Below are 14,966 nucleotides of genomic sequence, written 5' to 3' on the forward strand. Positions count from 1 at the left end.
GCACGTGTTGCGGGTCCACGTGACCCATCGCGCCCATCTCGTCCTCGCCATCGTCGCGCTCTCGGTCGGCGGCTTCGCGATCGGCACGACCGAGTTCGTCACCATGGGCGTGCTGCCCGAGATCGCCCACGGCGTCGGCGTCAGCGTGCCGTCGGCCGGCCACATCATCTCCGCCTACGCCCTCGGCGTGGTCGTCGGCGTGCCGATCCTCTCCTTCTTCGCCGCCGGGCTTCCCCGCAAGACGCTGCTGCTGGCGTTCATGGGCGTCTACGCGTTCTTCAACGCCGCCTCCGCACTGGTCTCCTCCTACGGCCTGCTGACCCTCGCCCGCTTCCTCGACGGCCTGCCGCACGGCGCCTACTTCGGTGTCGCCTCGCTGGTCGCCGCCAGCCTGGTCGCCCCCGAGACCCGCGGCCGCGCCGTCGCCGGGGTGATGATGGGCCTCTCGGTCGCCAATGTCGTCGGCGTGCCCGCCGCGACCTGGCTCGGCCAGCAGGCCGGCTGGCGCGCCACCTATCTCACCTGCGCCCTGCTCGCGCTGGTCACCGTCGTGATGGTCGCGCTGTTCGTGCCCCAGCAGCCCGGCGACCCGGCGGCGACCGGCCGCGCCGAGGCTCGCCAGTTCTTCACCAACGGACAGGTCTGGCTGACCATGCTGGCCGGGGCGATCGGCTTCGGCGGACTGTTCTGCGTCTACTCCTATATCGCCGAGATCGTGAAGGTCGTCGGCGGCCTGGACAAGGGCGCCGTGCCGTTCTTCACCCTCGCCTTCGGCCTCGGCATGGTCGTCGGCACCTGGCTGGCCGGCGAGCTGGCGCGCTGGTCGGTCTTCCGGTCGCTGCTCATCGGCGGCCTGGGCAGCGGCCTCGCGCTGGTCGCCTTCTGGCTGGCGGCACCGCACGGCTGGTGGCTGTGGCCGTTCACCTTCCTGGTCACCGCGGTCGGCTCCATCCTGACGATCAACCTGCAGCTGCGGCTGATGGACGTCGCCGGCGACGCCGTCACCCTCGGCGCGGCGATGAACCACGCCGCCCTCAACGTCGCCAACGCCCTCGGCGCCTTCCTCGGCGGAGCGGTGATCGACGCCGGCTACGGCTACCGCTCGCCGGCCGTCGTCGGGGTGATCCTCTCGGTCGTCGGCGTGGCGATCATGGCCTGGAGCGTCACCCTCCATCGTCGTACGACGCTGGCGGCCGCGACCTGCTGAGCGATACCGGTTCGCGTCCGCGAGGTCAGCCGGGGAGAATGGGATCCATGACTGAGACCGCACCGACGGCGCGACCGCGGGTCCTCTCCGGGATCCAGCCGACCGCCGACAGCTACCACCTCGGCAACTACCTCGGTGCGGTGCGGCAGTGGCAGGCCCTGCAGGCCGACTACGAGCCGTTCTTCTTCATCGCCGACCAGCACGCGATCACCATCGAGCAGGACCCCAAGGTGCTGCGCCGGCGGACCCTGGTCGCGGTCGCGCAGTTGCTGGCCGCCGGGGTCGACCCCGAGCGCAGCGCGATCTTCGTCCAGTCCCACCTGTCCGAGCACGCCCAGCTCGCCTGGGTGCTGGAGTGCCTGACCGGCTTCGGCGAGGCACGGCGGATGACGCAGTTCAAGGACAAGTCGGCCAAGGGCGGCGAGGGCTCCTCCAGCGTCGGCCTGTTCGCCTACCCCATGCTGATGGCCGCCGACATCCTGCTCTACCGGCCCGCCTACGTGCCGGTGGGCGAGGACCAGCGCCAGCACCTCGAACTCACCCGCGACCTGGCACAGCGGTTCAACTCCCGCTACAAGAGGACCTTCCGCCTCCCCGAGCCCTATATCGTCAAGGAGACCGGCAAGATCTTCGACCTGCAGGATCCGACCAGGAAGATGTCGAAGTCGTCGTCCTCCCCGAGCGGCATCATCGAGATGCTCGACGACCCGGCGGTCTCGGCCAAGAAGATCAGGAGCGCCGTCACCGACTCCGGCAGCGAGGTCCGCTTCGACGAGGAGGGCAAGCCGGGCGTCTCCAACCTGCTGCGCATCTACTCCGTGCTCACCGACGCACCCGTAGAGAAGCTCGAGGAGCAGTACGCCGGGCGCGGCTATGGCGACTTCAAGAAGGACCTCGCCGACGTGGTGGTCGACTTCGTGACTCCCTTCCGGTCGCGGGCGCTGGAGCTGCTCGACGACCCGACCTATCTCTCCGGCGTACTCGCCGCCGGGGCGGCGCGGGCGCGGCCGGTGGCCGCGAAGACGCTCGCCGACGTCTACGAACGGGTCGGATTTGTGGCGCCCGGCCAGTAGAGTCGCCGACGTGCTGACCATCGGTGTAGCTGTGGCGATCCCGGAGCCGTGGGCGAGGCAACTGCAGGACTACCGGGCCTCGATCGGCGACGACACGGCCGCGATGATCCCGACCCACATCACCCTGGTCCCGCCGACCCTGGTCGCCGACGAGGTGCTGCCCGACATCGAGCGCCATCTGGCGGCGGTCGCCGACGGCATCGCCCCGTTCGGGGTGCACCTGCGCGGCACCGGCACCTTCCGGCCGGTCTCGCCGGTGGTCTTCGTCGCGGTGGTCGAGGGGATCGTCGAGTGCGAGCTGCTGGCCGAGGCGGTGCGGCGCGGGCCGCTCGACGTCGACCTCGCCTTCCCCTACCACCCGCACGTCACCGTCGCCCACGACCTCCCGGAGGCCGCACTGGACCAGGCGTTCGGCGAGTTGGCCGACTTCGAGGCGATCTTCGAGGTCGACGACTTCCACCTCTACCTCCACGACGCTGTCGAGGGTTGGCGGCCCAGTCGTGACTTCACGCTCCAGGTGGGAGCGCGTCGCTGAGCCCGAAGGCGCTCCTGCAGCGGCTCCGTGACCGGAGTCCGCTGGTCGACCATGCCCTGCGGACCCAGGAGAACTACGGCGCCGTCGGCGGCAGCCAGCAGGCGGCGGCGGTCACCTACTTCGGCTTCCTGTCCTTCTTCCCGGTGCTCGCGCTGGCCGTCTTCGCCGTCGGTCTGGTCGCCCGGGTCTGGCCCGACGCCCAGGCAGGCCTGGCCGACGCGATCAATCAGGTGGTCCCCGGCCTGGTCGGCTCGGGGGAGGGGCAGGTCTCGCTGAGCGACGTGCAGCGCTTCAGTGGCTGGGCCGGCCTCGTCGGCCTGCTCGGCGTGCTGTACGCCGGCCTCGGCTGGATCTCCGCGCTGCGCACCGCTCTGCAGGTCGTCTTCGACGTGCCCGCCGCCGAGCGGCCGGGCTGGCTGCGCGGCAAGCTGAACGACCTGGTCGCGCTGATCGGCGTCGGCGCGGTGCTGTTCGTCAGCGTCGTGGGCGCCGGTCTGGTGACCGGCTGGACCGACGACGTCCTGGGCTGGCTCGGCCTCGGCCAGGGCGCCTCCTGGGCGGTCTCGCTCATCGCCCTGGTCATCGCCTGGGTCGTCGACGTGGTGCTGTTCTTCGCCCTGTTCCGGCTCGTCGGCCGCCCGGCGGTGCCCGGCCGCAGCCTGTGGCAGGCGGCCATGCTCGGCGGTGTCGGCTTCGAGATCCTCAAGGCGCTCTCGTTCCTGGTGCTCGGCTCGGTGCGCGGCAGCCCGGCCTTCCAGGCGTTCGGTGTGGCCGTCGTACTGCTGGTCTGGATGAACTACTTCATGCAGGTCGTGCTCTACGGCGCATCCTGGGCGCAGACCTCACCGGCCGCCCGCAAGGCCGAGGCGGGGGCATGAAACGATGGCGGGCGTGAAGTCTGACAAGAGACTCGGCTGGCTGCTCGTCGGCGTGGCGATCTGGAACTTCTTCATCTGGATCACCTTCGCCAAGAACCTCTCCGCCGCCCACAGTCGTGGCGAGGAGCATCCGCAGGGCTACTGGATCGCCCACACCGTGCTGATCGTCGTCGACCTGATCATCGGCGCCGTCCTCGGGGTCGTCGGCGCCAAGCGCCTGCGAGCCGGCAGGTAGCCGGGTTCGTACGCCGCCGCGCCGGTTGGGTCACCCAGGGCTGGCAGGGCGCTGGCCCGGCTGCCTGCAACACCCGGGCCAGCGCCGCCGTCACTACGGCAGTAGCTAGGGAATCGCTGATCAATGGCGCCGTCGCGAGCGTCGCGAGGCGAGTGCGCTGGCAAGCCGCGGGCGCGAAGTCAGGCTGGCCGCCTGTCGAGCGTCGGCGGCGCGGCCAGCGTGCCGCATCGCGGCGCGCAGCAGGCGGGATTGATCAGCGATTCCCTAGAGCCCCTGCTTGATCGCGGTGCGTAGATCCTTGTTGAGCTGGCTGATCACGTCGAGCGGGATCTCCTTGGGGCAGGCCGCCGCGCACTCGCCGATGTTGGTGCAGCCGCCGAAGCCCTCGTGGTCGTGCTGGGCGACCATCGAGGCCACCCGGGAGTAGCGCTCCGGCTGGCCCTGCGGCAGCTCGCCGAGGTGGGTGATCTTCGCGCCCAGGAACAGCGAGGCCGAGCCGTTGGGGCAGGCCGCCACGCAGGCACCGCAGCCGATGCAGGTCGCCACGTTGAAGGCGCGCATCGCCTTGTCGCGCGGCGCCGGCACCGAGTTGGCCTCGGGCGCGGAGCCGGTGTTGGCGGAGATGTAGCCGCCGGACTGGATGATCCGGTCGAACGCCGAGCGGTCCACCACCAGGTCCTTGACGACGGGGAAGGAGCCCGCGCGCCACGGCTCGATGGTGATCACGTCGCCGTCGGAGAAGGAGCGCATGTGGAGCTGGCAGGTGGTGGTGACCTCCGGACCGTGGGCCTGGCCGTTGATCATCAGCGAGCACATGCCGCAGATGCCCTCACGACAGTCGGAGTCGAAGGCCACCGGCTCCTCGCCGGAGGTCACCAGCTGCTCGTTGAGCAGGTCGAGCATCTCCAGGAACGACATGTCGCTCGAGACGCCGTCCAGCTCGTAGGTGTGCATCGCCCCCGCGGCGGTCGCCTCAGCCTGGCGCCAGATGTTCAGCGTCAACTTCACTTGTAGGACCTCTGCTTCATCTCGATCGCCGTGTAGATCAGGTCTTCCTTGTGCAGGACCGGGGCACCGTCCTCGCCGCCCCACTCCCAGGCCGCGACGTAGGCGAACTCGTCGTCGTGGCGCATCGCCTCGCCGTCCTCGGTCTGCGACTCGGCCCGGAAGTGGCCACCGCAGGACTCACGCCGGTTGAGCGCGTCGATGCACATCAGCTCGCCGAGCTCGATGAAGTCGGCCACCCGGCCGGCCTTCTCCAGGTCCTGGTTGAGCGACTCGGCGCTGCCCAGCACCTTGACGTTGCCCCAGAACTCCTTCTTCAGGTCGCGGATCAGGCCGATGGCCTTCTTCAGGCCCTCCGCGGTCCGCTCCATGCCGCAGTACTCCCACATGATCTGGCCGAGTTCCTTGTGGAAGGACTCGACGGAGCGGGAGCCGTTGATCGACAGGAACTTGGCGATCCGCTCCTGCACCGCCTGCTGGGCCTCCAGTACGGCGGCGTCGGAGTCGTCCACCGCGGGGAAGGGGCCGTCCGCGAGGTACTCGCGGATGGTGTTCGGCAGCACGAAGTAGCCGTCGGCCAGGCCCTGCATCAGCGCCGAGGCGCCGAGCCGGTTGGCGCCGTGGTCGGAGAAGTTGGCCTCGCCCGTCACGAACAGGCCGGGAATGTTGGACTGCAGCTCGTAGTCGACCCAGAGCCCGCCCATGACGTAGTGCACGGCGGGGTAGATGCGCATCGGCACCTCGTAGGGGCTTTCGCCGGTGATCCGCTCGTACATGTCGAGGAGGTTGTCGTACTTCTCCTCGATGGCGTGCTTGCCCAGCCGGGCGATCGCGTCGGTGAGGTCGAGGTAGACGCCACGGCGGACCATCTTGGTGGTGCCGTCGGGCTGCGCCTCGGCGACCTCGGGGCCGACGCCGCGACCCTCGTCGCACATGTACTTCGCGGCCCGGGAGGCGATGTCACGGGGGACCAGGTTGCCGAAGGAGGGGTAGATCCGCTCGAGGAAGAAGTCGCGGTCCTCCTCGGGAATCTCCCGCGGGTCCAACTCTGCGTCCTCGGCCCGCTTCGGCACCCAGACGCGACCGTCGTTGCGCAGGGACTCCGACATCAGGGTCAGCTTCGACTGGTGGGCTCCGGAGACCGGGATGCAGGTCGGGTGGATCTGGGTGTAGCAGGGGTTGGCCATATAGGCGCCCTTGCGGTGGGCCCGCCAGGTCGCGGTGACATTGGAGCCCATCGCATTGGTGGAGAGGTAGAAGACGTTGCCGTAGCCACCGGAGGCGAGCACGACCGCGTCGGCGAGGTGGGTCTCGACCTCACCGGTGACCATATTGCGGGCGATGATGCCGCGCGCCCGGCCGTCGACCACGATCAGCTCGAGCATCTCGTGGCGGGTGAACGCCTCGACCGTGCCGGCCGCCACCTGCCGCTCCATCGCCTGGTAGGCGCCCAGCAGCAACTGCTGACCGGTCTGGCCGCGGGCGTAGAACGTGCGGGAGACCTGCACACCGCCGAAGGAGCGGTTGTCCAGCAGGCCGCCGTACTCGCGGGCGAACGGGACGCCCTGGGCGACGCACTGGTCGATGATGTTCACCGACTCCTCGGCCAGCCGGTAGACATTGGACTCCCGGGCCCGGTAGTCGCCGCCCTTCACCGTGTCGTAGAAGAGACGGAAGATCGAGTCGCCGTCCTCCTTGTAGTTCTTGGCCGCGTTGATGCCGCCCTGGGCGGCGATCGAGTGCGCCCGGCGCGGGGAGTCCTGGTAGCAGAAGGACTTCACGTGGTAGCCGGCCTCGCCCAGCGTGGCGGCGGCGGCGCCGCCGGCCAGGCCGGTGCCGACGATGATCACGCTCAGCTTGCGGCGGTTGGCCGGGTTGACCAGGCGGTTCTCGAACTTGCGAGTGGTCCAGCGCTCGGCGATCGGGCCGGTCGGCGCCTTGGCGTCGACGAGCTTGTCGCCGAGGACGTAGTAGCCGGCGGCGTCGTCGGACAACTGGTGTGGCGGCTCGTTGGTCGGGGTCAGCCCCGAGAGGTAGTGGGTTCCATCAGCCATGATCGGGCTCCTAGTCGATGACGCCGAGCAGCGTGAAGAGAGGGACCAGCGCGAAGCCGCCGGCGATGACGATCGCGACCACCCAGCCGGCGATGCGGGCCCGGGCGCGGGCGACGGCGGAGTTGGTCAGGCCCAGCGTCTGCAGCGAGCTGAAGGTGCCGTGGTGGAGGTGGAACCCGAGGGCGAGCATCGCGATGAGATAGATGATCGTCATCCACCACACGTCGAAGCTGTGCACCAGCAGCTGGTAGGGGTTCTCGGTGATGTCGGCGGCCTGGCCACCCGAGCCGGGGTTGATCTTGACGATCGTGAAGTGCAGCAGGTGCCAGATGATGAAGACCAGCAGCGTCAGCCCGCCCCAGCGCATGGTGCGCGAGGAGAGCGAGGACTTGATATTCCGCTTGACCTGGTACTTCACCGGGCGGGCGTGGTTCGCGCGCTTCCACAGCGTCGCGGCGCTGGCCACGTGGACCACCAGCGCGGCCAGCAGGCCGACCCGGATGATCCACAGCGCGCCCTCGCGCGGCAGCATCGGCTCGCCGATGATGCGCAGGTGCTCCGCGTAGGTGTTGTAGGCCTCTTCGCCCGAGAAGGCCTTGAGGTTGCCGTACATATGTGTGAGAACGAACAGGATGAAGACGATCCCGCTGGCTGCCATCAGCAGCTTCAGCGCGATCGTCGACCGCGTCGCCCGCACTCCCTTGACGAGTTCGGTGGTTGCCACAGCGCAGCACGTTACTCGTGGTGACTTCCGTCATGTGATCCGGGCCCGTGTGACATATGCCCGGTTACCTCTCAGTACGACGAGCAGGTAGGGCCACTCGCGGGTGGCCGATCAGCGCGACACGCGGGGCGCGCCTCGGCGTGTCGCGCCCGTGAAGGTGATCATGTGGCCCTTGCTCGCCGTCCGGCTCCGAGTGGGGTACGGCGTGATGGAAAGTTCACACTCTGTGGCGACCGCCACTGTCTGGTCCTAAGGTGCCGCCTATGACCGACGCCGACGCGCTGGCGACTGCCCTGCCGCTGTTGCAGCCGGGGGACGAGCACACCACCGCCGAGTGGGAGGCCGCTGCGGCGGCCGTGCTCCGCAAGGCCCGCCGGCTCTCCGAGACCGATGCCGACGCGCTCGCCTGGGACAAACTGGCCCGCACCACGCTCGACGGCATCGCCGTGACCCCGCTGGGGATGCCCGGCGGCCACCTGGATCGGCAGAGCATCGTGTCGGTTCGCCCCACCCGTCAGGGCGCCTGGGACATCCGCTCGCTGATCGCCGACCCGGAAGCGAAGCTCGCCAACGAGGCGGCGCTGGTCGACCTCGACGGCGGCGTCACCAGCCTGTGGCTGGCCGCCGACGAGAGCACCGACGTCGCGGCGACCCTGGCCGGCGTACTCCTCGACCTGGCGCCGGTGGTGCTCGACGCCCCGACCGCGCCCGCGACGATCGCGGACGCGTTCCTGGCGCTGCCCGGCGCGAAGCATCCCGACTGCAACCTCGGCATCGACCCGCTCGGCGCGATGCTGCGTCGCCCCACGGTCGAGCAGAGCCCGTTGGCGATGGAGGAGCTGACGGGCTACGCCCGCAAGGCCTGGCAGGCCGACATCCGCGCCATCGTGGTCGACGCCACCGCCGCACACGACCTCGGCGCCAGCGACGCCCAGGAGCTCGGCTGGGCGATCGCCGTCGGCACCGCCTACCTGCGCGCGCTCGCGGGCGACGGCTTCGGCCCCGACGAGGCGGCGAGCCTGATCGAGTTCCGGCTGGCCGCCACCGACGAGCAGTTCCCGACCATCGCCAAGTTCCGGGCGCTGCGCACGCTGTGGGCCAGCGTGCTGACCCACTCCGGCGTCGCCGACACCACCGCCCGCGTCCACGGCGCCACCAGCCGGCCGATGCTGAGCAAGTACGACCCCTACGTCAACATGCTGCGCGGCACCGTCGCGGCCTTCGCCGCCGGCGTCGGGGGAGCCGACGCCGTCACCGTGCTGCCCTTCGACAGCGCCAACGGCCGCCCCGACGCCTTCGGCCGACGGATCGCCCGCAATGTCAGCCACCTGCTCATCGACGAGTCCCACGTCGCCGCCGTCGCCGACCCGGCGGGTGGCGCGTACGCCGTCGAGCAGCTCACCGACGACCTGGCAGGCAAGGGCTGGCGCGAGTTCCAGACCCTGGAGGCCGAGTGGGCGGGCGGCGCCGACTTCGCCGCCTTCCGCGGCCGGGTCGCGGAGGTGGTCGCCAGGCGCGAGGCCGAGATCGCCAAGCGCAAGCGGCCGGTCACCGGCCTCTCGGAGTTCCCCAACCTCGCCGAGACGCTGCCCCGGCGCGACGCGGACCCGCTCAGCGACCGGGTCCGCCGCTACGGCGCCTCCTTCGAGGAACTGCGCGACCAGCCCGCCGAGCAGCACCTCTTCCTCGCCACCCTCGGCACCGTCGCCCAGCACACCGCCCGGGCCACCTTCATCACCAACCTCTTCGCCGCCGGCGGCATCGGGGTCGACAGCGCCGGCGCGACCGCCGGCGTCGACGACCTCGTCAAGGCGTACGCCGGCCAGCGCGTGGTCTGCCTGGCCGGCTCCGACGCCGCCTACGACGAGTGGGGCGCGGCCGCTGCCGCCGCCCTTCGCGAGGCGGGTGCGCAGCACGTGATCATCGCGGGTCGCCCGGTGGACTACGCCGACGCCGCTGCCGCGATGGGCGTCGATGCGCTCGCGTTCCTCGTCTCGACCCGGAAGGAGCTCGGCAAGTGAGCATCCCGGCCAGCTTCAAGGACCTCGACCTCCTCGGACGTCATCCGGATCGGTCGCCCGAGCAGCCACCTCGGCTGACGTCCCCGGCGGAGCCGTGGCAGTCGCCGGAGGGGATCGAGATCCAGCCGTCGTACACGGCGGCTGACCTCGCCGGCCTCGACGCGCTGGCGACCTACCCCGGGCTGACGCCGTTCCTGCGCGGCCCCTACCCGACGATGTACACCACCCAGCCGTGGACCATCCGGCAGTACGCCGGCTTCTCCACCGCCGAGGAGTCCAACGCCTTCTACCGCCGCAACCTCGCGGCCGGCCAGAAGGGCCTCTCGGTCGCCTTCGACCTGGCCACCCACCGCGGCTACGACTCCGACCACCCGCGGGTGCGCGGCGACGTCGGCATGGCGGGCGTGGCGATCGACTCGATCTACGACACCCGCACCCTCTTCGACGGCATCCCGCTGGACCAGATGTCGGTCTCGATGACCATGAACGGCGCGGTCCTCCCGGTGCTCGCGCTCTACATCGTGGCGGCCGAGGAGCAGGGGGTGAAGCCGGAGCAGCTCGCGGGCACCATCCAGAACGACATCCTCAAGGAGTTCATGGTCCGCAACACCTACATCTACCCGCCCGCGGGCAGCATGCGGATCATCGGGGACATCTTCAGCTACACGGCACAGCACATGCCGCGGTTCAACTCCATCTCCATCTCCGGCTACCACATGCAGGAGGCCGGCGCGACCGCCGACCTGGAGCTCGCCTACACGCTGGCCGACGGCGTGGAGTACATCCGCACCGGCCTGGCCGCCGGCATGGACGTCGACGCCTTCGCGCCCCGGCTCTCGTTCTTCTGGGCGATCGGCATGAACTTCTTCATGGAGGTCGCCAAGATGCGCGCCGCCCGCGCGCTGTGGAGCCGGCTGGTCAGCCAGTTCGACCCCAAGAGCCCCAAGAGCAGGAGCCTGCGCACCCACAGCCAGACCAGCGGCTGGAGCCTGACCGCGCAGGACGTCTTCAACAACGTCGCCCGCACCTGCATCGAGGCGATGGCGGCCACCCAGGGCCACACCCAGTCGCTGCACACCAACGCCCTTGACGAGGCGATCGCGCTGCCGACCGACTTCTCCGCCCGGATCGCCCGCAACACCCAGCTGCTGTTGCAGCAGGAGAGCGGCACCACCGCGACCATCGACCCCTGGGGCGGCTCCTACTACGTCGAGCGGCTCACCCACGACCTCGCCGAGCGCGCCTGGGCGCACATCCAGGAGGCCGAGGCGGCCGGCGGCATGGCGAAGGCCATCGAGCAGGGCATCCCGAAGATGCGCATCGAGGAGGCCGCCGCCCGCACCCAGGCCCGCATCGACTCCGGCACCCAGAAGGTGATCGGCGTCAACACCTTCCGGCTGGCCGCCGAGGACCCACTGGAGGTCCTCAAGGTCGACAACGACGAGGTCTACCGCTCCCAGATCGCCAAGCTGGAGCGGCTGCGCGCCGAGCGCGACCCCGACGACGTACGACGTGCCCTCGAGGCGCTGACGAGGTCGGCCGAGTCCGGCGAGGGCAACCTGCTCGACCTCGCCGTCGGCGCTGCTCGGGCCAAGGCCACCGTCGGGGAGATCTCCGACGCCCTGGAGAAGGTGTGGGGGCGCCACCAGGCGGTGATCCGTACCATCTCCGGGGTGTACCGCGACGAGGCCCGCTCCGCCGGCGACGGACGCGTCGCCGCAGTGCTCAAGGCGACCGAGGAGTTCGAGGAGGCCGAGGGCCGCCGTCCCCGCATCCTGGTCGCCAAGATGGGCCAGGACGGCCACGACCGCGGCCAGAAGGTGGTCGTCTCCGCCTTCGCCGACCTCGGTTTCGACGTCGACGTGGGGCCGCTGTTCTCGACGCCGGAGGAGGTCGCCCAGCAGGCCGTCGACGCCGACGTGCACATCGTGGGTGTCTCCTCCCTCGCGGCCGGACACCTGACCCTGCTGCCCGCGCTGAGGAAGGCGCTGGCCGACCAGGGCCGGCCGGACATCATGATCGTCATCGGCGGCGTCATCCCACCCGACGACGTCCCGACGCTGAAGGAGATGGGAGCGGCGGAGGTCTTCCTGCCGGGAACAGTGATCGCCGATTCTGCGCTGGACCTGCTGAGGCGGCTGCGCGAGCAGCTCGACCACTGACGTCCGAGGAGAAGAAGCTGACCGCGATCAGGGAGCTCGTGCCCGCGAGCCACCACGGCTGATCAGTCGGCCGGGAGACCGGTGTCGCGGATCAGGTAGACCCACGGGAAGGCGCGAGCGCCGACCTGCCAGCCGTCGGACAGGTGTCGCGCGCCGAGCCAGGTGGTCCGGCGGTGCTCCCACTGGGTGGCGGTGCGGACCATCCGGTGCCGCAGGATGCCCGCGGCGACGGTGTGCCAGCCCAGCCGGCCGGCCAGGTCGAGCTCGCGCATCTCGTCGAACGCCGTGACGGGGCCGAGCCAGCGCTCGTCGGCGGCCAGCGGCTCGCCGTCGTGGCCGCCGAAGCGCTGCTGCGCCGCCTGGCGGCTCATGCCGAGCTCCATGCCGATGGCGGCCCAACTGTGGCCGCCCGAGCGCGCCGCAGCCACCGCCTGCGCCAGCAGCCCGGCCACGACGGTGTCAGCAGTGGCCGCGCGCCGCACGAGCGCGAGGGGGTCGGGCTCGGTCTCCTCGCCCAGGATGGCGGCGCCGAGGGCGTCGGCGAGGGTGTCCCGGGCGTCAGTCACGTCCGTCGCCGTCCCGGCTCGGCAGCCAGCCGCGGCGCCGGCGGCGGACGGCGGCGGAGATGAGGTAGACGCCGAGCAGCAGCAGCGCGATCGCCGCGCCGATGAGGAAGCCGCCCAGGGGGCCGTCGAGGGTGCGGCCGACGACATAGGCCACCAGGCCGAGCAGCACGGGGACGGCACCGGACGTCGAGGGGATTCTCATGCTGTCAACCGTAGGTTGACATCGCGGCGGTGTCAACCAGTGATTGACATGTCAGACTTGCGCCGTGTCCGACCCGAGCAGCCTTGTCGCCGACCTCCTGGCCGGGGTCGCCGAGGGCAGGCGGGCCGCGATCGCCCGGGCCATCACGCTGGTCGAGTCGACCACTCCGAAGCACCGGGCACAGGCCCGCGAGCTGCTGACCCGGCTGCCGCACAAGGAGGCGACCCGGGTCGGCATCTCCGGCGTCCCCGGCGTCGGCAAGTCCACCTTCATCGAGTCGCTCGGCACCCGGCTGACCGAGCACGGCCACCGGGTCGGCGTACTCGCCGTGGATCCCTCCAGCGTGCGCACCGGCGGCTCGGTGCTCGGCGACAAGACCCGGATGCAGCGGCTCTCGGTCGACCCGCACGCGTTCATCCGGCCCAGCCCCAGCGCCGGCACCCTCGGTGGCGTAGCCCGCGCCACGGTGCAGGCGATGGCGATCCTCGAGGCAGCGGGGTACGACGTGATCCTGGTCGAGACGGTCGGCGTCGGCCAGTCCGAGGTGACCGTCGCCGGCATGGTCGACACCTTCCTCTTCCTGACCATCGCACGTACCGGCGACCAGCTGCAGGGCATCAAGAAGGGCATCTTGGAGATCGCCGACGTGATCGCCGTCAACAAGGCCGATCCCGACGACCCGAGCCGGCAGCAGGAGGCGCGGGCGGCCGCCCGCGAGCTGGCCGGCGCGCTCCGGCTGGTGCGCGGCAAGGGGGAGTGGGCCCCGGCCGTCGTCACCGCGAGCGGCCTGACCGGCGACGGCGTCGACGGCGTCTGGGAGCAGGTCGGCAAGCACCGCGACTATCTCGGCCCGGCCGGGCTGCGCGACAAGCGCGCCCAGCAGCAGCTCGACTTCACCTGGGCGCTGGTGCGCGACGAGCTCGACCAGCGGCTGCGGCACAGCCCCGGCGTGCGGGCGGTGCGCGAGGACATCAGCGCGCGAGTGCTGCGCGGGGAGCTGCCGGCCACCGTGGCGGCCGACCAGCTCCTGACCGCCTACGACGCCGACCCGCCCGCGTAGCGTCATGCGGACGGTGTGAGCGGTTGCACCGTCCGCATGACGCTAGCCTGCTGGGGATGGAGGCCGCCCAGCTGATCACCCAGGTCGTCGACGAGCACGAGAGCGAGCTCGTCGCGCTGCGCCGCGAGCTCCATGCCCACCCTGAGCCGGCCTGGCAGGAGCGGCGTACCACAGCAGTGGTGGCGGCCCGGCTCGAGGCGCTCGGCTGGACGGTGCGTCCGGTGCCGCTCAGCGGACTGGTCGCCGACCTCGGCTCGGGGGAGCGGACCGTCGCGCTGCGGGCGGACATGGACGCTCTCCCGGTCACCGACGAGACCGGCGACCCGTGGGCCAGCACCGTCCCTGGCCTTACCCACGCCTGCGGCCACGACGCCCACGTCGCCGCACTGGTCGGGGCCGCTACCGCGCTCACGGCCGTCCACCGCGACGGCCTGCTCGAGGACCGGGTGCGGCTGCTGCTGCAGCCGGCCGAGGAGGTCATGCCCGGCGGCGCCCTCCACCTGATCCAGCACGGCGCCCTCAACGGCGTCGAGCGGATCTTCGCGCTGCACGCCGACCCTGGCGTCGACGCCGGCCTGGTGGGCCTGCGGCAGGGTCCCCTCACCAGCGCTACCGACCGGCTCGAGGTCCGGCTCACCGGCCCCGGCGGCCACACCAGCCGTCCCCATCTGACCGCCGACCTCACCTTCGCGCTCGCCAAGCTCACCACCGAGCTGCCCGCGGTGCTCTCGCGGAGGATGGATCCTCGCGCCGGCGTCAGCGTCGTATGGGGGATGATCCGGGCCGGCTCCGCCGCCAACGTGATCCCCGAGACCGGGCTGGTCGCCGGCACCGTGCGCATCCTCGACGCCGGTGCCTGGAGCGAGGCCGAGCAGGCGGTCGGCGACGCCGTCGCCGACCTGGTCCGCCCCTACGGCGTCAAGGCCCAGGTCGACTACCACCGTGGTGTGCCGCCGGTGGTCAACGACGAGACCTCGCACCGGATCCTGCGCGAGGCGGTCAAGGAGGTGCTCGGCCCGACCGGCCACGTCGCCACCGCACAGAGCCTCGGCGGCGAGGACTTCGGCTGGTATCTCGACCGGATCCCCGGCGCGATGTTCCGGCTCGGCACCCGGACGCCGGGCGGGGCGACGTACGACCTGCACCAGGGCAACCTGCGGATCGACGAGTCGGCCATCGCCATCGGCGCGAAGGTGCTCGCCGGCGCGGCGCTGCTGGCGCTCGCCGGCTGAGACGCCCCGATC

Annotated in this window: 14 protein-coding genes; 9 read left to right on the forward strand and 5 right to left on the reverse strand. The window is 71.0% G+C overall.

The window, feature by feature from the left end; translation table 11 throughout:
• Positions 1-4: 4 nt before the first annotated feature.
• The 5 genes from QM595_RS14465 to QM595_RS14485 are packed head-to-tail and all read left to right on the forward strand — an operon-like array spanning position 5 to position 3,928.
• The gene (locus QM595_RS14465) at positions 5-1,207 is read left to right on the forward strand and encodes an MFS transporter (protein WP_415172270.1); all 1,203 of its coding nucleotides are present in this window, start codon (positions 5-7) and stop codon (positions 1,205-1,207) included.
• Between the two features lie 47 nt (positions 1,208-1,254).
• Complete coding sequence (trpS, locus tag QM595_RS14470) at positions 1,255-2,280, forward strand: tryptophan--tRNA ligase (RefSeq protein ID WP_415172271.1); 1,026 nt, start codon at positions 1,255-1,257, stop codon at positions 2,278-2,280.
• Positions 2,281-2,290: 10 nt separating this feature from the next.
• The gene (locus QM595_RS14475) at positions 2,291-2,815 is read left to right on the forward strand and encodes a 2'-5' RNA ligase family protein (protein WP_415172272.1); all 525 of its coding nucleotides are present in this window, start codon (positions 2,291-2,293) and stop codon (positions 2,813-2,815) included.
• Positions 2,816-2,871: 56 nt separating this feature from the next.
• The gene (locus QM595_RS14480) at positions 2,872-3,693 is read left to right on the forward strand and encodes a YihY/virulence factor BrkB family protein (protein ID WP_415172322.1); all 822 of its coding nucleotides are present in this window, start codon (positions 2,872-2,874) and stop codon (positions 3,691-3,693) included.
• Between the two features lie 13 nt (positions 3,694-3,706).
• Positions 3,707-3,928: an SCO4848 family membrane protein gene (locus QM595_RS14485; protein ID WP_415172273.1), complete on the forward strand. Its 222-nt coding sequence runs from the start codon at positions 3,707-3,709 to the stop codon at positions 3,926-3,928.
• A gap of 264 nt (positions 3,929-4,192) precedes the next feature.
• On the opposite strand, the gene QM595_RS14490 is transcribed toward QM595_RS14485, so the two are convergent.
• The 3 genes from QM595_RS14490 to QM595_RS14500 are packed head-to-tail and all read right to left on the reverse strand — an operon-like array spanning position 4,193 to position 7,711.
• Complete coding sequence (locus QM595_RS14490; RefSeq protein ID WP_415172274.1) at positions 4,193-4,936, reverse strand: succinate dehydrogenase/fumarate reductase iron-sulfur subunit; 744 nt, start codon at positions 4,934-4,936, stop codon at positions 4,193-4,195.
• Positions 4,933-6,987, reverse strand: coding sequence for a fumarate reductase/succinate dehydrogenase flavoprotein subunit (locus QM595_RS14495; protein ID WP_415172275.1), 2,055 nt, complete (start codon positions 6,985-6,987; stop codon positions 4,933-4,935). The genes QM595_RS14490 and QM595_RS14495 overlap by 4 nt, the downstream gene beginning before the upstream one ends.
• Before the next feature lie 10 nt (positions 6,988-6,997).
• Positions 6,998-7,711 carry a succinate dehydrogenase cytochrome b subunit gene (locus QM595_RS14500; RefSeq protein ID WP_415172276.1) on the reverse strand — a complete coding sequence of 238 codons (714 nt, stop codon included), beginning with the start codon at positions 7,709-7,711 and terminating at the stop codon, positions 6,998-7,000.
• Positions 7,712-7,974: 263 nt separating this feature from the next.
• Here QM595_RS14500 and QM595_RS14505 point away from each other — a divergent pair, with 263 nt between their 5' ends.
• Together QM595_RS14505 and scpA are read left to right on the forward strand one after the other, a co-directional pair.
• Complete coding sequence (locus QM595_RS14505) at positions 7,975-9,732, forward strand: methylmalonyl-CoA mutase family protein (protein WP_415172277.1); 1,758 nt, start codon at positions 7,975-7,977, stop codon at positions 9,730-9,732.
• Entirely contained in the window at positions 9,729-11,894 is a 2,166-nt protein-coding gene (scpA, locus tag QM595_RS14510) for a methylmalonyl-CoA mutase (protein ID WP_415172278.1), read from the forward strand. Before QM595_RS14505 ends, scpA begins: the two co-directional genes overlap by 4 nt.
• A 62-nt stretch (positions 11,895-11,956) precedes the next feature.
• On the opposite strand, the gene QM595_RS14515 is transcribed toward scpA, so the two are convergent.
• Positions 11,957-12,460, reverse strand: a complete 504-nt coding sequence (locus QM595_RS14515; RefSeq protein WP_415172279.1) for a hypothetical protein — start codon at positions 12,458-12,460, stop codon at positions 11,957-11,959.
• Positions 12,453-12,662 carry a hypothetical protein gene (locus tag QM595_RS14520; protein WP_415172280.1) on the reverse strand — a complete coding sequence of 70 codons (210 nt, stop codon included), beginning with the start codon at positions 12,660-12,662 and terminating at the stop codon, positions 12,453-12,455. Before QM595_RS14520 ends, QM595_RS14515 begins: the two co-directional genes overlap by 8 nt.
• Positions 12,663-12,726: 64 nt before the next feature.
• On the opposite strand from QM595_RS14520, the gene meaB reads away from it, so the two are divergent.
• Both meaB and QM595_RS14530 read left to right on the forward strand, forming a co-directional pair.
• The gene (meaB, locus tag QM595_RS14525; RefSeq protein ID WP_415172281.1) at positions 12,727-13,722 is read left to right on the forward strand and encodes a methylmalonyl Co-A mutase-associated GTPase MeaB; all 996 of its coding nucleotides are present in this window, start codon (positions 12,727-12,729) and stop codon (positions 13,720-13,722) included.
• A 56-nt stretch (positions 13,723-13,778) separates the two neighbouring features.
• Positions 13,779-14,954 (forward strand): amidohydrolase, encoded by a 1,176-nt coding sequence (locus QM595_RS14530; protein ID WP_415172282.1) that lies wholly within the window; start codon positions 13,779-13,781, stop codon positions 14,952-14,954.
• The last annotated feature ends 12 nt before the right edge of the window (positions 14,955-14,966 follow it).

This window comes from Nocardioides sp., assembly GCF_047607185.1.
Classification (GTDB): Bacteria; Actinomycetota; Actinomycetes; order Propionibacteriales; family Nocardioidaceae; genus Nocardioides.

Coding starts and splice junctions, on each gene's coding strand:
- QM595_RS14505 (WP_415172277.1), top strand. CDS start 7,975: ATGACCGACGCCGACGCGCTGGCGACTGCCCTGCCGCTGTTGCAGCCG.
- QM595_RS14495 (WP_415172275.1), bottom strand. CDS start 6,987: ATGGCTGATGGAACCCACTACCTCTCGGGGCTGACCCCGACCAACGAG.
- QM595_RS14530 (WP_415172282.1), top strand. CDS start 13,779: ATGGAGGCCGCCCAGCTGATCACCCAGGTCGTCGACGAGCACGAGAGC.
- trpS (WP_415172271.1), top strand. CDS start 1,255: ATGACTGAGACCGCACCGACGGCGCGACCGCGGGTCCTCTCCGGGATC.
- QM595_RS14520 (WP_415172280.1), bottom strand. CDS start 12,662: ATGAGAATCCCCTCGACGTCCGGTGCCGTCCCCGTGCTGCTCGGCCTG.